Annotated in this window: 22 protein-coding genes and 1 pseudogene; 16 read left to right on the top strand and 7 right to left on the bottom strand. The window is 70.6% G+C overall.

The annotated features are described in order from the left end of the window. The first annotated feature begins 8 nt into the window (after positions 1-8). Complete coding sequence (locus OG407_RS36215) at positions 9-1,445, top strand: carboxylesterase/lipase family protein (RefSeq protein WP_405868803.1); 1,437 nt, start codon at positions 9-11, stop codon at positions 1,443-1,445. A gap of 100 nt (positions 1,446-1,545) precedes the next feature. Continuing rightward, positions 1,546-2,394: a PhzF family phenazine biosynthesis protein gene (locus OG407_RS36220; RefSeq protein WP_405863764.1), complete on the top strand. Its 849-nt coding sequence runs from the start codon at positions 1,546-1,548 to the stop codon at positions 2,392-2,394. Between the two features lie 17 nt (positions 2,395-2,411). On the opposite strand, the gene OG407_RS36225 is transcribed toward OG407_RS36220, so the two are convergent. Further along, positions 2,412-2,867 carry an Lrp/AsnC family transcriptional regulator gene (locus tag OG407_RS36225; RefSeq protein WP_405863766.1) on the bottom strand — a complete coding sequence of 152 codons (456 nt, stop codon included), beginning with the start codon at positions 2,865-2,867 and terminating at the stop codon, positions 2,412-2,414. Between the two features lie 159 nt (positions 2,868-3,026). On the opposite strand from OG407_RS36225, the gene OG407_RS36230 reads away from it, so the two are divergent. Together OG407_RS36230 and OG407_RS36235 are read left to right on the top strand one after the other, a co-directional pair. Then, positions 3,027-4,211, top strand: coding sequence for a trans-sulfuration enzyme family protein (locus tag OG407_RS36230; RefSeq protein WP_405863768.1), 1,185 nt, complete (start codon positions 3,027-3,029; stop codon positions 4,209-4,211). Between the two features lie 91 nt (positions 4,212-4,302). Further along, positions 4,303-5,610, top strand: a complete 1,308-nt coding sequence (locus tag OG407_RS36235; RefSeq protein ID WP_405863770.1) for an amidohydrolase family protein — start codon at positions 4,303-4,305, stop codon at positions 5,608-5,610. Between the two features lie 55 nt (positions 5,611-5,665). On the opposite strand, the gene OG407_RS36240 is transcribed toward OG407_RS36235, so the two are convergent. Beyond that, entirely contained in the window at positions 5,666-6,118 is a 453-nt protein-coding gene (locus OG407_RS36240) for a MarR family winged helix-turn-helix transcriptional regulator (RefSeq protein ID WP_403587551.1), read from the bottom strand. A 93-nt stretch (positions 6,119-6,211) separates the two neighbouring features. On the opposite strand from OG407_RS36240, the gene OG407_RS36245 reads away from it, so the two are divergent. From OG407_RS36245 to OG407_RS36275, 7 genes are all read left to right on the top strand, one after another. After that, positions 6,212-7,321 carry an ABC transporter permease gene (locus OG407_RS36245; RefSeq protein WP_405863772.1) on the top strand — a complete coding sequence of 370 codons (1,110 nt, stop codon included), beginning with the start codon at positions 6,212-6,214 and terminating at the stop codon, positions 7,319-7,321. A 105-nt stretch (positions 7,322-7,426) separates the two neighbouring features. After that, positions 7,427-8,839 carry a dihydrolipoyl dehydrogenase gene (lpdA, locus tag OG407_RS36250; protein ID WP_405863774.1) on the top strand — a complete coding sequence of 471 codons (1,413 nt, stop codon included), beginning with the start codon at positions 7,427-7,429 and terminating at the stop codon, positions 8,837-8,839. A 194-nt stretch (positions 8,840-9,033) separates the two neighbouring features. Next, positions 9,034-9,420, top strand: coding sequence for a sortase-dependent protein (locus tag OG407_RS36255; RefSeq protein WP_405863776.1), 387 nt, complete (start codon positions 9,034-9,036; stop codon positions 9,418-9,420). Next, on the top strand, positions 9,417-10,040 hold the full coding sequence (locus OG407_RS36260; RefSeq protein ID WP_403587561.1) for a class F sortase: 624 nt from the start codon (positions 9,417-9,419) through the stop codon (positions 10,038-10,040). The genes OG407_RS36255 and OG407_RS36260 overlap by 4 nt, the downstream gene beginning before the upstream one ends. Before the next feature lie 47 nt (positions 10,041-10,087). Next, a complete protein-coding gene (locus OG407_RS36265; RefSeq protein WP_328678322.1) occupies positions 10,088-10,579 on the top strand; it encodes an RNA polymerase sigma factor in 492 nt (163 codons plus the stop codon). Beyond that, positions 10,563-11,087 (top strand): hypothetical protein, encoded by a 525-nt coding sequence (locus OG407_RS36270; protein ID WP_405863779.1) that lies wholly within the window; start codon positions 10,563-10,565, stop codon positions 11,085-11,087. The genes OG407_RS36265 and OG407_RS36270 overlap by 17 nt, the downstream gene beginning before the upstream one ends. Positions 11,088-11,149: 62 nt before the next feature. Continuing rightward, complete coding sequence (locus OG407_RS36275; protein WP_405863781.1) at positions 11,150-11,677, top strand: hypothetical protein; 528 nt, start codon at positions 11,150-11,152, stop codon at positions 11,675-11,677. Here the strand turns inward: OG407_RS36275 and OG407_RS36280 are convergent. Then, positions 11,670-12,830 carry a serine hydrolase domain-containing protein gene (locus OG407_RS36280; protein ID WP_405863783.1) on the bottom strand — a complete coding sequence of 387 codons (1,161 nt, stop codon included), beginning with the start codon at positions 12,828-12,830 and terminating at the stop codon, positions 11,670-11,672. The genes OG407_RS36275 and OG407_RS36280 overlap by 8 nt on opposite strands. A 306-nt stretch (positions 12,831-13,136) precedes the next feature. On the opposite strand from OG407_RS36280, the pseudogene OG407_RS36285 reads away from it, so the two are divergent. Then, positions 13,137-13,631 (top strand): annotated as a pseudogene (locus tag OG407_RS36285) (sigma-70 family RNA polymerase sigma factor); the annotation flags it as partial. On the opposite strand, the gene OG407_RS36290 reads toward OG407_RS36285, so the two are convergent. Continuing rightward, positions 13,598-13,999: a winged helix-turn-helix transcriptional regulator gene (locus OG407_RS36290; RefSeq protein ID WP_405863785.1), complete on the bottom strand. Its 402-nt coding sequence runs from the start codon at positions 13,997-13,999 to the stop codon at positions 13,598-13,600. The pseudogene OG407_RS36285 and the gene OG407_RS36290 overlap by 34 nt on opposite strands. A 48-nt stretch (positions 14,000-14,047) precedes the next feature. On the opposite strand from OG407_RS36290, the gene OG407_RS36295 reads away from it, so the two are divergent. Continuing rightward, positions 14,048-14,713, top strand: coding sequence for an NADPH-dependent F420 reductase (locus tag OG407_RS36295; protein WP_405868805.1), 666 nt, complete (start codon positions 14,048-14,050; stop codon positions 14,711-14,713). Here OG407_RS36295 and OG407_RS36300 read toward each other — a convergent pair. Next, a complete protein-coding gene (locus tag OG407_RS36300) occupies positions 14,697-15,383 on the bottom strand; it encodes a glycerophosphodiester phosphodiesterase (protein ID WP_405863787.1) in 687 nt (228 codons plus the stop codon). The genes OG407_RS36295 and OG407_RS36300 overlap by 17 nt on opposite strands. Positions 15,384-15,420: 37 nt before the next feature. Beyond that, a complete protein-coding gene (locus OG407_RS36305; RefSeq protein WP_405863789.1) occupies positions 15,421-16,509 on the bottom strand; it encodes an adenosine deaminase in 1,089 nt (362 codons plus the stop codon). 482 nt (positions 16,510-16,991) lie between these two features. Between OG407_RS36305 and OG407_RS36310 the strand changes: the two genes are divergently transcribed. Next, complete coding sequence (locus OG407_RS36310) at positions 16,992-17,792, top strand: DUF4190 domain-containing protein (RefSeq protein ID WP_405863791.1); 801 nt, start codon at positions 16,992-16,994, stop codon at positions 17,790-17,792. A 433-nt stretch (positions 17,793-18,225) separates the two neighbouring features. Here the strand turns inward: OG407_RS36310 and OG407_RS36315 are convergent, their stop codons facing one another. Continuing rightward, the gene (locus OG407_RS36315; protein WP_405863793.1) at positions 18,226-18,819 is read right to left on the bottom strand and encodes an NADAR family protein; all 594 of its coding nucleotides are present in this window, start codon (positions 18,817-18,819) and stop codon (positions 18,226-18,228) included. A 211-nt stretch (positions 18,820-19,030) separates the two neighbouring features. Here OG407_RS36315 and OG407_RS36320 point away from each other — a divergent pair, with 211 nt between their 5' ends. Both OG407_RS36320 and OG407_RS36325 read left to right on the top strand, forming a co-directional pair. Next, positions 19,031-20,566, top strand: a complete 1,536-nt coding sequence (locus tag OG407_RS36320) for a gamma-aminobutyraldehyde dehydrogenase (RefSeq protein WP_405863795.1) — start codon at positions 19,031-19,033, stop codon at positions 20,564-20,566. Between the two features lie 56 nt (positions 20,567-20,622). After that, positions 20,623-21,870, top strand: a complete 1,248-nt coding sequence (locus OG407_RS36325; RefSeq protein ID WP_365309963.1) for a spermidine/putrescine ABC transporter substrate-binding protein — start codon at positions 20,623-20,625, stop codon at positions 21,868-21,870. Positions 21,871-21,874: the final 4 nt, after the last annotated feature.

Below are 21,874 nucleotides of genomic sequence, written 5' to 3' on the forward strand. Positions count from 1 at the left end.
CGATGGTGATGGGTGTCGTGGAGACGGATCGGGGTCGGGTCCGGGGTGTTGTGCAGGGCGAGGCGGTCTCCTTCCGGGGGATTCCCTATGCCGCTTCGCCTGTCGGGGAGTTGCGGTTCTCGCCGCCTCGGCCGCACCCGGGGTGGACCGAGGTGCGGGAAGCTGTGCAGGCCGGACCCGCCGTCCCGCAGGGGGCCTCCCGGCTGGAACGCGTGATGGGGGCCCGCGTGCCGGACTGGGACGAGGACGGCTGCCTGACCGTCAACGTCCATGTTCCGGCAGGGGCGTTGGAGGGCAGTGCCGCCCGGCCGGTCCTCGTGTGGTGGCACGGGGGCGGCTTCACCAGTGGTTCCGGCGGCTGGGACTGGTACGACGGCGGGCGGCTGGCCGCGCTCGGCGACATCGTGGTCGTCACCGCCAACTACCGTGTGGGGCCCCTGGGTTACCTGTATCTGCCGGAGATCGGCGCCGCCAACCTCGGCGCCCAGGACCAGGCCGCCCTGCTCGCCTGGGTGCGGGACAACATCGCTTCCTTCGGCGGCGACCCGCGCGAGGTGACGGTCGGCGGGCAGTCGGCCGGCGCGTACTCGTCGTTGGCGTTGGCACTCGATCCGCAAACGTCGGGACTCGTGAACCGGGTGCTGCTGGAGAGCGGTCCGTTCGGCTTGGCCCCGCAGGATCCGCAGCGCGCGGCCGAGAACGCCGAAGCGTATCTAAGACTGCTCGGTGTGCCGGACGGATCGGATGCGGCAACTGCCCTGCGCACACTGCCCGTTGAGCAGTTGCTGTCCGCCTACGGTCAACTTGCGGGGCAGCTCGCGCGGCCGGGCGACGCCACTCCGCCCATGTATCCGGTGCTCGGCGCGCCCGGTGTGCCCCGCGATCTGCATCGGGGGGTCGTGGACGGTGGGCTGGAGGGCAAGCCGTTGCTGATCGGTACCACTCGGGACGAGGCGAGCGCCTTCACCGCGTTCGATCCGCGTATCCAGAACCTCACCAAAGATGGTGCGTTGGACCTCCTGACCGGCCAACTGGGCGAACACGCTCGCGAGTTGTACCAGCGATACGCCGACCGGTTCGAAGAGCCCACCGCTGCGCGGGTGTTCACCGCCGTGCAGACCGACGGGCTGGTTCGGAACGACTCGTTGCGGATCGCCGACCATCACGCGGCGGGCGGCAACACGACCTACGTCTACGAGTTCGACCACCGGCCGGCCGAGGACCCGTATGGCCTGGGTGCGACCCACTGTGGTGAACTCCCCTTCCTTTTCGGCTCGTTCGACGCCTTTGCGGACAGTCCGATGGTGGGTCGGACCACCGATGCCGTACGGGAGCTGGGGCGTACCTTCGCCGGCGGTGTCGCCGAGTTCGTCGCGAGCGGGTCGGTGCATGACTGGATGCCGTACACGCCTGCGACGGCCGCTCGCATCCGGCACTTCGGCTGAGGCATATCAGTCCACTTTGTTGTGAGTGGCCCTGTTCTCGCCGTGCGGACGCCCGTTGGGATGGACCCGCTTCCCCCCTCAGCCGTGCGAAAGGGCCTTGATGACCATGCCACGCAACCGCTCGTTCGTGCAGGTCGACGTGTTCTCCACGAGTCCCTACACCGGCAACCCGGTCGCCGTCGTGCTCGACGGGACCGACCTGAGCGATGAGGAGATGCAGGGGCTGGCGCGCTGGACGAACCTGTCCGAGACGACGTTCCTGTTGCCGCCCACCGTCCCCGAGGCGGACTACCGGCTGCGGATCTTCACTCCCGGGGGCGAGCTGCCGTTCGCCGGGCACCCCACGCTCGGGTCCGCGCGTGCCTGGCTGGAGGGCGGCGGCACACCGCGGCACGCCGATCGCATCGTGCAGGAGTGCGGCGTAGGACTGGTCACCGTGCGGCGGGGTGAGGGCACTCTGGCGTTCGCCGCGCCGCCCCGGGTGCGTGAGGGGGCGCTCGACGAGGAGCAACTGCTGCGGATCGTGGGCGCGTTGGGCATTGGGCGGGGCCGGGTCGTGGCCCACGAGTGGGTCGACAACGGGCCCGGGTGGGCTGTGGTCCGGCTGGCCACGGCCGAGGAGGTGCTCGCCCTCGAACCTGACTTCTCCGGTTTTCCGGACGCGATGGTCGGGGCGATCGGGGCCCACCCCGACGGATCCCGGCACGCGTTCGAGATGCGTACCTTCGCGCCCGCTGTCGGGGTTCCCGAAGACCCCGCGTGCGGGAGCATGAACGCCGGCGTGGGGCAGTGGCTCACCTCGACCGGTGGCGCGCCCTCCGCCTACCGGGTCTCCCAGGGCACCCGGCTGGGGCGGGCCGCGAGCATCGAGATCACCGCCGACGCGGATGGCACCGTCTGGGTCAGCGGCGCCGCCGTCGTGTGCATTCGCGGGACCATCACGCTCTGACCGGCACGCTCTGACCGTCAGGTTGTGTCGGTGTCGGTGTCCGCGGTGAGGGTCTTCATCGTGACGTAGCTCGTCACCGTGGCCACGCCGGGCAGGGTCGCCAGCTGGTTGGCGTGGAAGTCCTCGTAGGCGGGGAGGTCGGCCACCTCCACCTGGAGGAGGTAGTCGAAGTTGCCGGTGATGTGGTGGCAGGCGACCACCTCGGGCAGCCGGGTGACCCCGCGTTCGAACGCGACCACGTCCGCGCGGGTGTGCCGCATCAGCCGTACGCCCGCGAAGACCCGCAGGCTGCGGCCGATCGCGGCGGGGTCGATCAGCGCGCGGTAGCCGCGGATGACCCCGGCCTCCTCCAGCTGGCGCACGCGCCGCAGGCAGGGGGACGGGGAGAGCCCGACCCGGGCGGCCAGCTCGCTGTTGCTGATGCGGCCGTGCGTTTCGAGTACGGCCAGAATCGATCGGTCCACATCGTCCATGGCGGCAGATTATTGCGCCAGGGGCTCGTCTACCACAATCGTGCGCCCAGCCGGCGCGCAATTTGCTGCCAAAGTTGCCGAGATCCGGTCACTTCGGACCGTCGGTCGGTCACGCTTCAGGGAGTCGCACCGACGGTCCAGGTCCACGGAAGGGCAGCCATGCCGGGCAAGAGCACCATCACCGTTCACGCCGATCGCGAGGTCCATCCCAGCCGTGCCGTGGCCCCGCCCATCTACCAGACGGCGGCGTTCTCGGCCGAGGACGCGGAGACGTTCGCGCGAGGGGCCGTAGAAGCGCGCGGCAAGGACTTCTACACCCGGTTCGGCAACCCGAACCATGCCCAAGTCGCCGCTGTCGTCGCCGAGTTGGAGAACACCGAGGCGGCCATGGTCACCGCGTCCGGGATGGCCGCGCTCACCACGTCCGTGCTGGCGCTGGTGTCCGCCGGTGACCATGTCGTCGGGCAGCGGTCCACCTATGGGGGTACGGCGTCGGTGCTGCTGAACCTGCTGCCGCGCTTCGGTGTGACGACCACGCTGGTCGACCAGACCGACCCGGAGGCGTTCGCGAGGGCGCTGACCCCGCGGACCCGGCTGATCCTGGTGGAGACCCCGAGCAACCCGTTGCTGCAGATCACCGACCTGCGGGCCGTAGCGCAACTGGCCCGTGCGCAGGGTGTGTTGACCATGGCGGACAACACCTTCGCCACTCCGCTGAACCAGCGGCCGGTCGACTTCGGCATCGACCTGGTGTGGCACAGCGCGACCAAGTATCTGAACGGCCACTCGGACGTCTCCGCCGGGGTGCTGGCCGGGCCGGCCGAGATCCTCGACCGGATATGGGACGTGGGTCTCCTCACCGGTGCCACGCTCGGGCCGATCGACGCGTGGCTGTTGCTGCGCGGGATGCGCACCCTGCCGTTGCGGGTGCCGCGGCACAACGCCAACGGGCTTGCCCTGGCTGAGGCGTTGAGCGCGCATCCGGCGGTGACGAAGGTGCACTATCCCGGGCTGGCGACGCACCCGCAGCACAAGGTGGCCGTGGACCAGATGAGCGGTTTCGGCGGGGTGCTCGGCATCGAGTTCGCCGGTGGGTTCGAGATGGCCGACGCGTTTCTCGGGCGGCTGCGTTACCCGCGCCGGTCGGCCAGCCTCGGTGGCGTGGAGTCGCTGGCCGTGCATCCGGCGTCCATGTGGCGCGGGATGCTCAGCGAGCAACAGCTCGCGGAATCAGTGCCGTTGGGGCTGGTACGGCTGGCGGCGGGGACCGAGGACACGGCGGATCTGGTCGCGGACGCGCTCGCAGCGGCCGACGCCGTGCTGACGGAAGCGGCGACCGCCTGAGCGGGCGACGACACCCCCACCCCCACTAGTGACGTCACCCCCCTACTAGCGATGACACCCCCACCCCCCCCACTGGTTAGGAGCTCCTCCGATGACGAAGAAAACCCTGCTCACCGGCGGCACCGTGGTCAGCATGGACCCGGCCGTCGGCGATCTCGAACGCGGTGACGTACTGATCGAGGACGGTGTGATCGTCGAGGTCGCGGAGCGCATCGACGCGCAGGACGCCGAGTCGATCGACGAGGTGATCGACGCGACCGACCGGATCGTCATGCCCGGCTTCGTCGACAACCACCGCCACTCCTGGCAGACCGCGTTCCGAGGCGTCGGCGCGGACTGGACGTTCCCCGAGTGGGCGCTGGCCATGCACCGCACGGTCAAGCCCCACTACCGGCCCGAGGACGTCTACGCGGGCACCCTGCTCGGCCGCCTGGAGGCGTTGCACTCCGGCGTGACCACGATGCTGGACTGGTACCACGTCGCCCAGACCCACGCGCACGAGGACGCCGCCGTCGCCGCGCTGCGGGACGCGCCGGGACGGTCGATCCTCTGCCTCGGCGCCGGCTGGGGCACCGCCGACTCCGTCGACGCCGACATCCGCCGCGTCCGCTCCGAACTGCCCGGCGACGGCCTCGTCACCATGGCGTTCGGCCTGCGCGGACCCGACGACACCGGCATGGACACCGTCGCCCGCGAGCTGAAACTGGCGGCCGAACTCGGCCTGCGCACCAGCCTGCACATCGAAGCCGCCGGGACGGTCACCGACCTCCAAGAACACGGCCTGCTGCGGGACACCACCACCTTCGTGCACGCCAACGGGATCAGCGACGAGGAGCTGCGGATGCTCGCCGGCGCGGGCGCCTCGCTGTCGGTCAGCCCCGACGTCGAACTCAAGATGGGGTTCGGATCGCCGGTCACCGGGCGGGCGTTGGCCGCCGGTCTGCGCCCGACGCTGTCCGTCGACGACGTCCCGTCGGTCGGCGGTGACCTGTTCTCCACGATGCGTACGGCCTTCGCGGTGCAGCGCGGCCTGGACGGCGGCCTGCGCTCCCGGGACCTGCTGGAGTTCGCCACGATCGACGCCGCCGGCTCCTGCGGACTCGGCGCCCGCACCGGCAGCATCACGCCCGGCAAGGACGCCGACATCGTCCTTCTGCGCACCGACGACCTGACCGTGTTCCCGGTCACCGACCCGGTCGGCACGATCGTCAGCGCCGGTCACCCCGGACTGGTCGCCACCGTCCTCGTCGCCGGTCAAGTGGTCAAGCGCGACGGGGTGTTGGTGGGCGTGGACCTGCCCGCGCTGAGGACCCGGCTGCTCGCGTCCCGCGACCGGATCGCGGCGGCAGCGGGCATTCCCCTCGACGGGACATGGCACCCACGGCCGGAACCGAAGTAGGCGCACGTGGACGGACCCGGGGCAAGCCCCTGCCCGACGTGCCCGCTCGGGCTCCTCACACCGCGTCCCCGCCCTCCAGCGCCGAAGGATTCAGCGAGGCCAGCAACTTGAGCAGCAGCGCATGCGTCTGCTCCTGCTCCGCCGGCGTCAGCGCCTGAAGTGCCTCGGCGTGGGCCGCGTCCACCGTCTCAGCGGCCCGCGCCGCGAGCCGTACGCCGGCCTCGGTCACGTGCAGGCGCTGGGTGCGCCGGTCGCCGGGGGTGGTGCGGCGCTCCAGCATCCCGCGCTCGACCAGCCCGTTGACCGCCGTACCCATCGACTGCGGGGTGATCGCCGCCCGGCGGGCCGCGGTCGCGCTGGAGACGCCCGGGTCGAGGACGGCCTGCATCAGGGCCCGGTGCTGGGCGAGGGTCAGCTGGAGCGGGCGCAGGGCGCGCTCCATCCGGGCCGCCATGATCTGGCCGATCTGCCAGGCGACGTAGCCGGTGCGCCGGTCGGGATGGTTCACAGGGCGGACCTCTTTTGTAAGGCAGCTGATGGTGATGTACAAATATTATCAGTTGCCTTCCAATCTAGTGCCCTCTGATCTAGGACCCTCCCGATGTCCCAGCAAGCCACCACCCAAGCCACCGGCACCGGCACCACAAGCACCCCCCGGCCGTCGCACAAGCACGCCCTCGATGTCGCCCACCCACCCCCGGGCCCCGGAAATCTGCGCGCCGTCCTGCTCCCCGTGGCGGTCGTGCTGCTGATCGGTGCCGTGTTCGTCAGCGTCTACCTCGCCGCCTTCCACGCCCCGAGCCCCCACCAACTCCGGGTCGGCACAACGGAGATAGGCACGGCACAGGTCCACCTGAACGAGGACCTCGACCGCATCGCCCCCGGCGGCTTCACCGTCGAGACCTATCCCGACGAGTCCGCCGCCCGGAACGCCGTACAGGACAGGCAGGTCTACGCGGCCTACCTCGGCGACGGAAAGCTCCTCTACGGCAGCGCGAACGGCGCCGCCGTCACCGCGACCGTGACCACCGCCTTCGGCTCCGTGGCGCACGCGGAGAACCATGAACTCGCCGTCGAGGACGTCGCCCCGGCCGCGGCGGGGGACACCCGGGGCCTCTCCGTCTTCTACGCCGCCTTCGGCCTGGTCCTCGCGGGCTACCTCTTCGGTATGACGACCTACCAGCTCGCCCCCCGCCTCCAGTACCGCTGGCGGATGGCCAGCCTCGCCCTGTTCGGCGTCGTCGGCGGTCTCCTGATCGCCACCATCGCCGGAAGCACGGGCTTCGGCGCGCTGCCCGGCTCGTTCCTGCCCCTCGTCGTCGTGATCTCCCTGATGGGAGCCGCGGTCGCGGCCACGACCATGGTCCTGCTACGGCTGTTCGGCTCGGCCGGTGTCACCCTCGCGTCGATCCTCATGCTGATCCTCGGCAACAGCAGCAGCGGCGGGATCATGCCGGCCGCCTACCTGCCGGGCTGGCTGCGCCCGCTCTCCGAGATCCTGCCGGTCGGCGTCGGCGTCCGCGCGATGCAGGGCCTGTCCCGCTTCCAGAACGACGGCCTGGCCCGCGCTCTGGTGATCCTCCCGGTGTGGGTACTCGGCGCCGTCCTCGTGCTCTACCTGAAGGACGTGTACCGGCGCGGGGCACGGGCCGAGACGCCTGCGCATGCGGGGGAGAAGAGTGCGCCGGGGCCCGAACCCGTGACCGGCTGACCTCGACGTACCGGGCCTCGCCGGGCCTGCCGGGTTCGCCGGTCCTGTCCGGGGGCGTGCATCCTGGAGGCAGGTGAGGATCTCCCTCCGGGAAAGGAACCATCGATGGATGCGCAGGACGAGCGGTTCGACGTCGTCGTACTCGGCGCCGGCCCCGGCGGCTACGTCGCCGCCATCCGTGCCGCCCAACTCGGCAAGCGGGTGGCCGTGGTCGAGGAGAAGTACTGGGGCGGTGTCTGCCTGAACGTGGGCTGCATCCCGACCAAGGCCCTTTTGCGGAACGCGGAGTTGGCGCACATCTTCACCCGCGAGGCGAAGACCTTCGGCATCAAGGTCGAGGGGGAGGTCTCCTTCGACTACGGCGAGGCGTTCCGCCGCAGCCGCCGGGTCGCGGACGGCCGGGTCAGGGGCGTCCACTATCTGATGAAGAAGAACAAGATCACGGAGATCGACGGCCGCGGCACCTTCCTCGACCCGCACACGCTCCAAGTGGCGGGCTACGACGGCGAGTCGCGCACCATCGGCTTCGAGCACTGCGTCATCGCGACCGGCGCCACCCCCAGGCTGCTGCCCGGCACCAAGCGCACCGCGCGCGTGGTGACGTACGAGGAGCAGATCCTCGCCGACGACCTGCCGCGGTCGATCGTCATCGCGGGTGCCGGCGCGATCGGCATCGAGTTCGCGTACGTGCTGCACAACTACGGCGTGAAGGTCACGATCGTGGAGTTCCTGGACCGGATGGCGCCCCTGGAGGACATCGAGGTCTCCACCGAACTCGCCAAGCAGTACCGCAAGTTGGGCATCGACGTCCTCACCTCCACCCGCGTCGAGTCGATCGACGAGTCGGGCCCGCAGGTCCGCGTCACGGTCACCGGCAAGGACGGCGCGCAGCAAGTCCTGGAGGCGGACAAGGTGTTGCAGGCGATCGGCTTCGCGCCGAACGTCACCGGCTACGGCCTGGAGAACGTGGGCGTACGGCTGACCGAGCGCGGCGCGATCGACGTCGACGGCCGGTGCCGTACGTCCGTCCCGCACCTGTACGCCATCGGCGACGTCACCGCGAAGCTGATGCTCGCGCACGCGGCCGAGGCGATGGGCGTGATCGCCGCCGAGACCCTCGCGGACGCGGAGACGATGGAGCTGGACTACGCGATGATCCCGCGCGCCACCTACTGCCAGCCGCAGATCGCCAGCTTCGGCTACACCGAGGCGCAGGCACGGGAGTTGGGGCACGACGTCAAGGTCGCGAAGTTCCCGTTCACCGCGAACGGCAAGTCGCACGGGCTCGGCGACACCACCGGTTTCGTGAAGCTGATCAGCGACGCGAAGTACGGCGAACTCCTCGGCGGCCACCTCATCGGCCCCGACGTCACCGAACTCCTCCCCGAACTCACCCTGGCCCAGCAGTGGGACCTCACCGTCCACGAGGTCGCCCGCAACGTGCACGCCCACCCGACGCTGGGCGAGGCGGTGAAGGAAGCGGTGCACGGCCTCGCGGGACACATGATCAACATGTGACGCCCGGGTCAACGGGCCTTCCCCGCCTGCCGAGTCGACCTTGGGGTCGCCCACCGATTGGCCTCCCGAACGACTTTGCCATCCCTTTACAACCCACCCTCCCGCTGCCTCGTCTCTCCGCTCGATCACTGACCCGCCCCACCGCCGGACCGTCCGACGGACCCGGTGGGGCGGCCGACGAGAGAGAGCGATTCATGCGCCGAACTGTCCTCAGCGCCCTGGCACTCACGTGCGGCGCGATCCTGGCGAGCGCCGCGCCCGCGTTCGCGGACGGAGCCTCCGCGTCCCCGACCCGCGCCCCGTCCGCGGCGCCGTCCGCGGAGCCGAGCGCCACCAGGGCGCCGACCAAGGCCCCCGGCGACGCGAGCGCCGCACCCTCCGCCGTACCGTCCGCCGCGTCCACCCGGGCCCCGAGCCAGGTCGCCCAGGTCCCCAGCGGCGCCCCGGACACCGGTGTCACGACGGTGTCGAAGTCGTCCGACGACATGACCACCACGCTGGTCGGCGGAGGAGCCGCCGCGCTGGTCGTCGGCGGCGGCGCCTTCGTCGTCGTACGCCGCCGGAGGACGACCGGAGTATGACCTCGCTCTCCAGGCGCGCCTTCGTCACGGCGGCGACGGCAACGCTGCTCGCGGGCTGCGGCGGCGGACACGGGACCACCTCGGCCGCGAACGCCCCTCAGCAGCAAGGGAGTTCGACGCCTTCCGGACAGTCCTCCGCGCCACCCTCCGCCAAGACGGCGCATGCCCTCGCCCGTTCCGTCCCGGTCACCCTGCGCGTCCCGGCGATCGGGGTCGACACCCCGGTCATGCGGCTGGGGCTGGCGGCGGACGGCACCGTGCAGGTGCCGCCGATCGCCGCGCACGACCGGGCGGGCTGGTACCGGAACTCGCCGACGCCCGGCCAGACCGGGCCGTCGGTGATCCTCGGGCATGTGACCGTGGGCGCTTACGGGGACGGTGTCTTCCGTCACCTCGCGCGGCTGCGCAAGGGCGACCGGATCGAGGCGGGCCTGGAGAACGGCACGACGGCCACGTTCACCGTCACCACCGTACGGACGGTCGCGAAGGCCGACTTCCCGTCCGACGAGGTGTACGGGAACGTGGACCGTCCCGAACTGCGTCTCATCACCTGCGGCGGGACCCGCACGGGTACGGGCTACCTCGACAACGTGATCGTCTTCGCCACGCTGACCGGCTGAATTCCCGTACCCCGTAAGTACTTTGCACGTCACGACCATGGAGAGCGTTGAAACGGTCCCGCGAGAGGGCAGCGTCCGAACTGTTCGCCGCCGTCTACCCGCGTCTCGCCGGCTGGTGCCGCCGTCTCGTCGACGACGACGAGACGGCGCACGAGATCGCCTCCGAGGCGTTCACCCGGCTCTGGGCGCGGTGGACGAAGGTGGCGGAACCCCGCGGCTTCCTCTACGTCACCGCGGCCAACCTCGTCCGGGACCACTGGCGCAAACTGGAGCGCGAACGCCGGGCCGTGCGCCGCGCCACCACGGAGGAGGCGGTCCGCCCACCGGCCGAACAGGAAGACCCCTCGGTACGGCTCCTCGTACAGTCCCTGCCGGAACGACTGCGCGTCCCGATCCTCCTGCACTACTACGCCGACATGCCGATCCGGGAGGTGTCCGTGCTGACCGGACGCAAGGAAGGAACCATCAAGGCCGACCTCCACGCGGCCCGCGAACTGCTCCGCGCCCACCTGAGGAGAAGCCTTGACCACACACTTTGACGAGGGAGACGAGGGCCACGACATCGACCCCGACGACCCCCTCACGGTCATCCTGCGCCCCTCCTCCGCCGAGTACCTCGGCCCGCCCACCGGCCGCTACGAGACGATCCGCCGCGGCGCGAACCGCCGCCGCCTGCTCCGCGCGACCGTCGGCGCCGGCGCGACCTGCGCGGTGATCGTCCTCGCGGCCCTCCCGTTCCGCCTGGCCCACCACGACTCGCCCACGACCCCCACGGTCCCGCTCGCCCCACCCCCCGCGAGCAGCAGTCCTACGCCCCCGCCCACCTCGTCGGCGACGAGGGCACCCAGTCCGAGGGCAAGCACGGACCCGAGGTCCCCCGCCGACGCCCGGAACCGGAGCCACACCGCGGTGCCCACCATGGAACCGTCCAAGGCCCCGACCAAGGCCCCGACGGCATCCGCCTCGGCACCTTCATCGGTGCCCGCCACGTCCACGCCGACCACGAGCTCCGTCGAGCCGTCGGCCGTTCAGACGCACACGGGGTAACTCCCGTGCCCGTGCGGGAATTCGGTTTTGAACGTGTTCAATTATCGGCGTAGGCTGCCGCCATGAACGACAGAGCCGCCCTCCTGAAGGGCATCCGCGCCTGGCTGGTCCTGTTCGTCGTCTGTCTGGTGCTCAGCGGCGCCACCGCCTTTCCGCTGGTCCACGAACTCCGCTGGACCGAGGACGTGTTGAGATCCCTGTCCGTACCGCACTACCTGCCCACGCTCATGGACTGGATCGTGCGGGTACGACAGGGACTCGACACCGCCGACACCGACTACCCCTTCCTCCTCTACGGCACGGACTGGCTGGCCTTCGCCCACCTCGTCATCGCGGTCGCCTTCTACGGCCCCTACCGCGACCCGGTCCGCAACATCTGGGTCGTCGAGTTCGCGATGATCGCCTGCGCCGGGATCGTTCCGCTCGCCCTGGTCTGCGGGCCGATCCGCGGAATTCCCTTCTGGTGGACGGTGATCGACATGTCCTTCGGGGTCATCGGGATCGTCCCGCTGTACGTCGTACGGAGGAAGATCAAGCGGCTGGAAGCCGTGACGCCCGCGCCGACTCCCGCCCTCGCGCCCGCTACTTGAGTGCCGCCAGCGCGATCCGTTCCGCGACCGCGTTCATCGACTCGCCCTTCGCGTCCGTCGAGTCGACCGAGTAGACGAGGGTGCGGGAGAGGTCGCGGGTGGCGAGGACGACGGTGCTGTAGCCGTACCGGGCACCGGACTTGAGCCAGTAGACCTTGCCGCCGTACTCGAAGCGCTGCAGGCCCGCGCTGTAGTCGGCGCCCGCGATGCCCGCCGGGACCGTGAACATCTCCTTCAGCTGCGGCTCCGGCACGATGCGGCCCCGGAACAGTGACGTGATCAGGCGCTCCAGGTCGGCGGTCGTCGAGATCATGTCGCCGGCTGCCCAGCGGTCGGCCTGGTTCCACTCGGTGACGTCCACGAACTTCGTTGTGCCGTCCGACTGTTGGACCAGCTGGTAACCGTGGTTGTGCGGGCCTCGGATGCGCGGGTCGGTGCCGGGGAAGTACGTGTCCCGCATGCCCGCCGGGCGCAGGACGAGGCGGGTGGCCTCCGTGGCGTACGAGTGGCCCGTCACCTTCTCGATCAGCAGGCCGAGGACCGTGTAGTTGATGTTGAGATAGTCCTGCCGCTCGCCCGGCCGGAACTCCGGGCCCTTCGCCACCGCCGACGCCACCACCTGTCCCGGCGTGAGGGTGTCGAAGCGGTGCGCGTACTGGTCCTCGAAGGCGTCCCCGAAACCGTCACCGGCCTGGATGCCGCTGGTGTGGTTCAGCAACTGCCGTACGGAGATGGGCTCGAAGGCCTTCGTGAGCAGCCCCGGCAGGTAGTGCTGGACCGGGGCGTCCAGGTCGACCTTCCCCCGCGCCGCGAGCCGTAGCACGGTCGCCGCCGTCACGACCTTCGTCGTCGAACCCGCCCGGAAGCGCGCGTCGGGGTCGGCGGCAGCACCGCTCTCCAGATCGTGCACCCCCGAACTGCCGCGCCAGGTCCCGTCCGTGCCTCCCACCCGTACGAGAGCCGCCGTCGCGTCGGAATCCGGGAGCCCGGCGAGTGCCGCGCGCAGTGCTTCGGCGTCCGGTCCGGCCGCTTGCCGCGCGGTGGCCGACGGGGGTGCGGCGAACGCGGGTGCGGCCAACGGGCCTGCCGCGAGGGCGAGTACGAGGGAGGCGGTGAGGACGGTGGTGCGACGGCGGGGGCGCGTCGAGTGCATCGGCTGCTCCTGGGATCTCCGGTGGCTGTCGGTGATCAGCCTCGTCCCGCGCGGCCGTAGGGGGATCGTCGGCGAGGAGGGCGCCCGCCCCTGGTGTTACCCGGAGCAACTGCCGTACCGCACAAGGGGTTTGCCGGGGTTGCCCCCTACGGGATCGGGTCGACTCGGCACGGTGGAATCGGAGTCGAAGTCCGCGTCTCCGCCCGCGAGGACCCCTGGCTGAAGGGCTGGACGCGGCTCACCGACAACCGCCATTCCGCGAGCGGTTGGCAGCCCCGCCCGCAGTCCGCCGTCGTACGCGGCGGCACCGGCCAGAACTACGTCCTCGTCCGCTGGCGGATCTCGCCGCAGTACCGCAACGGCGCGCTGGTCATGCCGAGTTGGACCGCGCTGAAGGGCAAGCTCTTCCACGTGGCCTCGGGCGGCGGACGCCGGATGGACGACCCGGTCAGCACCACCGACACCACCGCCACCGGCATGGGCAGCTCCACCACCGGCTACGACGTCCTGCCCACCGGCACCCAACAGATGTGGCAGAACGAGTACTTCTACGTCGACGGCAGCGTCACCCTCACGGTCAACGAACGCGGCGCCGACTACGGCCTGAACGTCTTCCCCACCACCTGGGACGCCGTGGAGCAGGACATCACCACCGGCCCCACCCAGGGCGCGACCCGCTATGGCCTCACCCGCGACACCGGCAAGGACAACACCCCGATACCGCAGTACGTCACCCGTACGACCCCGGCCGACCCGGCGACGGTGCCTCAGCGTTCCCAGCTCTGGCTGTCCCGGGTGTAGTCGTCCTGCGCGGCCATGACCTCGTCACCGTGCGCGAAGGCCCACGCCCCGAACGCGTCGATCGGGTCGAGCAACGTCCGCCCCAGCGCGGTGAGTTCGTACTCCACCCGCGGTGGCGAACCGCCGTACGGCCGCCGCGCCACCAGCCCGTTGAACTCCAGCCGCCGCAGCGTCTCCGTCAGCACCTTCTGACTGATCCCACCGATCCGCCCACGCAACTCACCCGGCCGTCGCGGCCCGTGCCGCAGGGCCCACAGCACCACGCAGTTCCAGGTGTTGCCCAGCAGGTCGAAGGCGAGCCGGGCCCGGCAGTCGGCGAGGAACACCGAGTCCGTCGGGTACGTCGAGTCTGAGGTCACGCACCACATGGTGCCTGAGCGGCTTCCTACTGTCGTGGCATGAAGAGTGGCATGCGGATGCGCATAGGAATTCTCGGCACCGGAGGCATGGCGGATGCCCTGGGCACGCAGTGGATCCTGGCCGGACACGAAGTGCTGTTCGGCGGGCGGGACTTGGGGCGGGCGGAGGCGCTGGCGCGGCGGCGCGGAGGCCTGTCCGGCAGCTTCCGTGAGGCTGCCCGCTTCGGCACCGGCGCCGTACTGGTCGCGTTGCCGTGGGACGCCGTAGCGGAAGTGGCCCGGCAACTCCCTTTGTCCGGACGGGTGTTGATCGACTGCACGAACCCTGTCGGTGACGGCTTCCGCCTACTCACCATGCGTGGTCCCTCCGCTGCCGAACAACTTGCCGCAGCGGTAGGCCCCGACGCCCACGTCGTCAAGGCGTTCAACCTCTGCCACGAGGACGTCTGGCGTCTGACGCCGCCGGTGTTCGACGGCCGCCCGCTCGGCGTGCCGTTGAGCGGGGACGACGCCGAAGCCCTGGCGGTCGTAGGGCAGTTGGTGCGGGATGTGGGCTGCGAGCCGTTCGCTGCTGGGGAGTTGGGCCAGGGTGCGGGGTTGCTGGAGGCGACCGCCGCGCTGCTGATCCGGCTGTGGGTGGGGGAGGGGGTGGACGCTCAATCCATCGCCCCGCCGAGGGAGTCGGCGGGGCGGCGGGACGCGTCCCTCAGCCCTTCTTCCTGAGCCCGCAGAGCACGTCGACACGATTGGTGGTGATCGAGTCGACGCCCATGTCGAGGAGCCGGCGCATCGAGCGGCGGGTGTCCGGGGTCCAGACCGAGAGGAGGTAGCCGTCGCGGTGGACGCGGGCGGTGAGGTCCCGATCGACCAGCGTGAAGCGGTAGTTGAGCCAGCGCGGCCGTACCGCTTCGAGGACTGCCGGGCGCGGGGGAGCGAGCGAGGTCCAGGTCAGGGCGATCTCGGCGGACGGGTCGGCCGCGCGGACGGCGAGCATGGCGTCGGCACCGGCGCAGTAGTACACGCGGTCGTCCGCCCCGAACTCGCGGATCGCGTCGACGATGTGGCGCACGGCCCGTGGGTCGGCGGGCCCGGGCAGGTCGACCATCACCCGGCTGCCCTCGGTCGCGGCCAGTGCCTCGACCAGCGTCGGCACCCGGCCGTCCGTGAGCCCGCGCACCTCGTCCACGGACAGGGACTTCAGCGGCCGGTCCAGCTCCCACAGCCGTTTCAGCGTCTCGTCGTGCAGCAGCACGGGGACGCCGTCACGGGTCAGCCGTACGTCGAACTCGACGGCGTCCGCGCCCTGGTCGAGCGCGGAACGCAGCGAGTCGATGGTGTTCTCGCGGACACGGTAGGGGTCGCCGCGATGGCCCACGGCGGTCACGTTCTGCATGGGCCCATTCTGCTGGTTGTCGGAGCGCGCCGGTCCGTCAGGGGGCGAGCCACGCCGAGGTGTAGGTGTCGATCTCGTCGTCGATGCGGGCCTTGCCCGCCGCGTCCAGGAAGGAGGCCCGCACGGCGTTCTTCGCGAGGTCGGCGACACCGCGTTCGTCGAGGTCGAGGAGGCGGGCGGCGACGGCGTACTCGTTGTTGAGGTCGGTGCCGAACATCGGCGGGTCGTCGGAGTTGATCGTGACGAGGACCCCGGCGCGGACGAACTCCTTGATCGGGTGCTCGTCGAGCGTGCGGACCGCGCGGGTGGCGATGTTGGAGGTCGGGCAGACCTCCAACGCGATGCCGTGCTCGGCGAGGTGGGCGAGCAGCTTGGGGTCCTGGGCGGAGGTGGTGCCGTGACCGATGCGCTCGGCGCGCAGGTCGTTCAGGGCGTCCCAGACCGTCTCGGGGCCGGTGGTCTCACCGGCGTGCGGCACGGAGTGCAGGCCGGCGGCGATGGCCCGGTCGAAGTACGGCTTGAACTGCGGCCGCGGCACCCCGATCTCCGGCCCGCCGAGCCCGAACGACACCAGCCCCTCCGGCCGTAGCCGGTCGTCGGTCGCGAGCCGCGCGGTCTCCTCGGCGGCTTCGAGCCCGGCCTCCCCGGGGATGTCGAAGCACCACCGCAGCACGGTCCCGAACTCCGCCTCGGCCGCTTTGCGGGCGTCCTCGATCGCGTCCATGAAGGCCCGCTCGTCGATCCCGCGCCGGGTCGACGAGAACGGCGTGATGGTCAACTCGGCGTACCGCACCTGCTGCCGGGCCATGTCCCGGGCGACCTCGTAGGTCAGCAGCCGTACGTCCTCCGGCGTGCGGATGAGGTCGACCACGGACAGATACACGTCGATGAAGTGCGCGAAGTCCGTGAAGCTGAAGTAGTCGACCAGGGCCTCGGGGTCGGTGGGCACCTTGGAGTCGGAGTGCCGGGCGGCCAGCTCGGAGACGATCCGCGGGGAGGCGGAGCCGACGTGATGGACATGCAGCTCGGCCTTCGGCAGCCCGGTGATAAAGGCATGCAGGTCACGGGCCTGACGGGCCTGACCGGCGGGGGTTGCGGCGCTGCGGTCGGAGCTCTGGTCGGACAAGGTTCCTCCCCGGAACGGCGTCCCGGGCAGTGCCGTGCGGGACGCGGGTGATCGGCTGATCGTTGACTCGGGATCATCGTAGGCCGGGGTGGGGGAGGGGGCGTGGGGTGAGGTGGGGTAGGGCGGGTCGGGGGTGGGTGGGATGGCGAGGGCGGGGTGCCTGGGTGGGGGAGGCGGTGGGGAGGGGTTGCTCGGCGGTTGATGGGGTGATGCGGGGCGGGGTGCGTGTGCCGGGGCGGGGGTGGGTGGTTTGGGTTGAGTGCGGGGTGCGGGTGTGTGGGGGCTGGTCGCGCAGTTCCCCGCGCCCCTGAGGGGTGCTGCTGGTCGGCGATGGCGTTCGTGCTGCTCGTCGGCAGGCCCCGCCCGGAACCGGCGTCGCCGATCCCGACGTCATCCCCGACAGCCCGTGTGGCAGAGCCGTCAGCGGAACGCTCTAGCATGGTCGCTCTGAACGAAGGACCGACGGGGACGGGGACGGGAACGTGGGGGACCAGACACAGCCGGACGCCGGTGCGGGCGCGGGAGCGAACCGTGACCCGTGGGCAGCACCGGAGAGCAGGCCATCGCTGGAGAAGGGCACTCAGCCACCCGCCCCCGGCAACCAGCCCCACCCGCAGGACCAGCCGCAGCCGCAGTCACCGTCCGTGCACAACCAGGCCACCGTGACCGCCATGCCGGCCGAAGGCTTCACCCCGCCCGGTTCGGCAACAGCCCCCGCACCCGGCGCGGCCCCCGGCTACGGCCCACCCGGCACACCCCCAGGCCTCCCCGCCTACGGCGCTCCCGGCTACGGCCAGCCCAACACCCCCGGCGGCTACGCCCAACCCGGCCCACCGAACGGCCCCGGCCCCGGAATGCCCGGCGGCCCGGGAATGCCGGGTGGCTACGGCTACCCCGGTTACCCGCAGGGCTACGGCTGGCCCGGTATGCCGATGGCCCCGCAGAACAACATGGGCACCGCCGCGATGGTGCTGGGCATCCTGTCCTGCTGCCTGTTCTGCTTCTACGGCGTCGTCTCCCTGGGCCTCGGCATCACCGCGATCATCCTCGGCGTCAAGGGCAAGAGGCGGGCCGACCGGGGCGAGGCCACGAACCGAGGTCAGGCCCAGGCGGGTTTCATCACGGGCATCATCGGGACCGTCCTGGGGGTCATCACGGCCGCCGCGTTGATCGCCACCATCGTGTTCGCCATCAACCACGGAGACAGCACCGACACCTCGGACACGGACCCCTTCTACAACTCCGCCCCCAGCGTGACGGCCCCGGCCCTGCCCCAGGTCTGACCCACCCTGGCGGCCCCCACAGCAGCCGGCCCCGCACACACCCCGCCGAGGGCGTGCACGCGCCCGTGATCACGGACGGGCCGGGATGGGTCCACGAGCCGGCAGCCGCCGACGAAACGGGAGCGGGTCGTGGCGGTGCGGCGCAGCCCGCCGGGTACCCGGCACCAACCCGTTCACCTGTGACAACACCAGAGGGGCGCAACAAGCGGCGGGCTCGCCGTACCGCCACGACCCCGACCTCGACCCCACCACACACCCGCGCCCTCGCCTCTGGCCCCCGCTCACCCCAACCCCCTCAGGGGCGCGGGGCTGTGTCGATATGCGGCTCCGCCGCGCGGGCGCGACCAGCCCCCACGCACGCGCACCCCGCACCCAACCGAAACCACCCACCCCCACCCCGGCACCCGCACACCCCGCGCCGCTCACACCCCCGTCACCCCACCCCCAACCGCCCCCGCGCCCCCATCAACGCGAACCCCAACAAATTCGCCCCCCGCCACCGCTCCGGATCCCCCGCCGCCACATCATCCGCGGCCAGCCCAATCCCCCACACCCGGTCCACAGGACTCGCCTCCACCAGCACCCGATCCCTCGTGCCCAGCAGAAACGCCCCCAACTCCGCATCCCCCGCGAACTTCCGCACGCTCCCCTCGACGACGATCCCGAACCGCTCCCGCGCCCAGACCTCCTCGTCGAACCCCCGCACCAGCCGCCCCGCATTCTTCGCCTGAGACGGATGCCCCGCGGCCAGCACCCGCGCAAGGGCGTCCTCGTCGCCGAACAGCCGCGCTTTGCCCGCCATCATCCAGTGCTCGGCGGTCGCATACGTCACCCCGTCCACGGTGAACGGCGACGGCCACCACTGGCTCAGACAGCTCGCGCTCACGCGGCCGTCCGGGCGTGGCCGGTGGCCCCAGAAGTGCAGGTACTTGACCCTGGTCCCCGCGCGCACTTCCCTGATCAGGGCTTCCCGCGAATCGATCTTTTCCGCGGCCCCCGCCGCGAGCTTCCCCGTGATCCTGTCCATACACGCGAGTCTTGCAGGCACCACTGACACTCCGTCCCCCCTTTTCCATGAGGACTCGACACCTGGTCGACAGATTCCGTCGCGTAACCAAAAGGCAACAACGGAATCACTTGTTGGAGTCCCTTTGCTCTGTCAGGATCGGCATTCAAATCGAGCTGGAGCTACGCCACCCGCCAGCGGACCAAGCGGGGCGAAGGCGGAGGAGAGCGACATGCACAACCCGGGCAGCGTCACCCCGGAACGATTCCCCGCACAGGAGTACTTCGCGGACGGCGCGCAGTTCATCGCGGGCCGCCTGACCAAGGGCACCTCGGGCCACACCCATGCCGTCGTCGACCCGGCCACCGGCGAGGACGTCTACACGTACGAGCTGGCCGGGACGGCGGACGTGGACGCCGCCGTGGCAGCCGCGCGCGCCGCGTTCCCGGCCTGGTCGGGGGCCACCCCCGGCGAGCGCTCCGACGCGCTGCACCGTTTCGCCGCCGTACTCGCCGAGCGCGCGGACGACTTCGCCCGCGCCGAGTCCCTCCAGTGCGGTAAGCCGCTGAAGCTGACCCGGGAGTTCGACGTCCCCGGGACGATCGACAACACGTCCTTCTTCGCCGGTGCCGCACGGCATCTGCAGGGGCAGTCCGCCGGTGAGTACTCCGGCGACCACACGTCGTACGTACGCCGTGAACCCATCGGTGTCGTCGGCTCCATCGCGCCCTGGAACTACCCCCTCCAGATGGCCGCCTGGAAGATCCTCCCGGCGATCGCCGCGGGCAACACGATCGTCCTGAAGCCCGCCGAGCTGACCCCGCTCACCTCGCTGATGTTCGCGCAGGCCGCCACCGAGGCGGGCATCCCGGACGGTGTCATCAACATCATCACCGGCGCGGGGAAGGTCGCCGGTGAGCATCTCGTCGGTCACCCGGACGTGGCCATGACCTCCTTCACCGGGTCCACCGCCGTCGGCAAGCGCGTCGCCGAGATCGCGACCGCCACCGTCAAGCGCCTCCACCTGGAGCTGGGCGGCAAGGCACCCTTCGTGGTCTTCGACGACGCGGATCTCGAAGCCGCCGTCAACGGAGCCGTCGCCGGTTCGCTCATCAACACCGGGCAGGACTGCACGGCCGCCACGCGCGCGTACGTGCAGCGGCCCCTCTACGACGCGTTCGTCCAGAAGACGGCCGCCCTCATGGCGGGCGTCCGGGTCGGCGATCCCTTCGCCCCGGGCACCGACCTCGGGCCGCTGATCTCGCACGTCCAGCGCGACCGCGTCGCCGGGTTCGTCGACCGGGCGCGTGGCTACGCGCGCGTGGTGACCGGCGGCGAGGCTCCTCAGGGAGATCTCAAGAACGGCGCCTACTATCGCCCCACCCTGGTCGCGGACGCCGCCCAGGACAGCGAGATCGTGCAGTCCGAGCTGTTCGGCCCGGTCCTCGTGGTCCTGCCCTTCGACACCGACGACGAGGGCATCGCGCTCGCCAACGACACCCCGTACGGCCTCGCGGCCTCCGCGTGGAGCCGGGACGTCTACCGGGCCAACCGCGCGACCCGCGAGATCAAGGCCGGGTGCGTGTGGATCAACGACCACATCCCGATCATCAGCGAGATGCCCCACGGCGGATACAAGGCGTCCGGCTTCGGCAAGGACATGTCCGCCTACTCGTTCGAGGAATACACGCAGATCAAGCACGTCATGTTCGACAACACCGCAGTGGCCAGGAAGGACTGGCACCGCACGATCTTCGGGGACCGATAGCAGAACTGACGGCCGCCCGAGCCGCGGCCGTCTCCTCCCGAAAGGGCAGCACGCGCATGAAGCAGTACGAGCCCGACCGCCTGACCCCGGCCGAAGTGGCCGCCGTGCGGCGCAGCTTCCGCAAGAGCCGGTCCGCCATGACCCGCCGTTCGGTGCTGCGCGCCTCCGCGGGCGGCGCGCTCGCGGTCGGCGGACTCGGGGCCCTGAGCGGCTGCGGGATCCCCGCGGCAGGCAAGACCCAGGGCGGCGTGTCCGCCGACGACCACTCGGCCACGGAGAAGGAGATCGACTTCTCCAACTGGCCCGAGTACATCGACACGGACGAGAGCGGCAACCACCGTCCGACGCTGGAGGCGTTCACCAAGCGGACCGGCATCAAGGTCAAGTACACCGAGGACATCAACGACAACGACGAGTTCTTCGGCAAGATCCAGCCGCAGCTCGCCGCCGGCCAGTCCACCGGCCGCGACCTGATCGTCCTCACCGACTGGCTGGCCGCCCGCATGATCCGCCTGGGCTACGTCCAGAAACTGGACGCGTCCAACCTGCCGCACGCCTACGCCAACCTGTCGGACCAGTTCCGCAGCCCCGACTGGGACCCGGGCCGGGCGTACTCGTACGTGTGGCAGGGCATCTCGACCGTCATCGCCTACAACAAGAAGGCGCTCGACGGCGTCGAGGTGAAGTCGATCTCCGACCTTCTCGACAACCCCAAGCTCAAGGGCCGCGTCGGCTTCCTCACCGAGATGCGCGACAGCGTCGGCATGACCATGCTCGACATGGGCAAGGACCCGGCGAAGTTCACCACCGACGACTACGACGCGGTCATCGCCCGCCTCCAGAAGGCCGTCGACAAGGGCCAGATCCGCCGCTTCACCGGCAACGACTACACGTCCGACCTCACCAAGGGCGACTTCGCCGCGTGCGTCGCCTGGGGCGGCGACATCGTGCAACTCCAGGCGGACAACCCGGACGTCGGCTACGTCATCCCCGCCGCCGGCTACATGACGTCGACCGACAACATGCTGATCCCGAACAAGGCACGCCACAAGACGAACGCCGAGCGGCTCATCGACTACTACTACGAGCCCGAGCCGGCCGCCGAACTCGCCGCCTACGTCAACTACGTCAGCCCGGTCGCGGACGTGAAGCCCTACCTCGCCAAGATCGACAAGTCGGCGGCGAGCAACCCGCTGATCCTTCCCGACAAGGCCATGGCCGCCAAGTCGCACGCCTTCCGCTCACTGAGCTCGAAGGAAGAGACGGCCTACCAGCAGAAGTTCGCAAAGCTCACAGGGGCGTGACGAC

Source organism: Streptomyces sp. NBC_01515, assembly GCF_045040345.1.
In the GTDB taxonomy this organism is placed as follows: domain Bacteria; phylum Actinomycetota; class Actinomycetes; order Streptomycetales; family Streptomycetaceae; genus Streptomyces.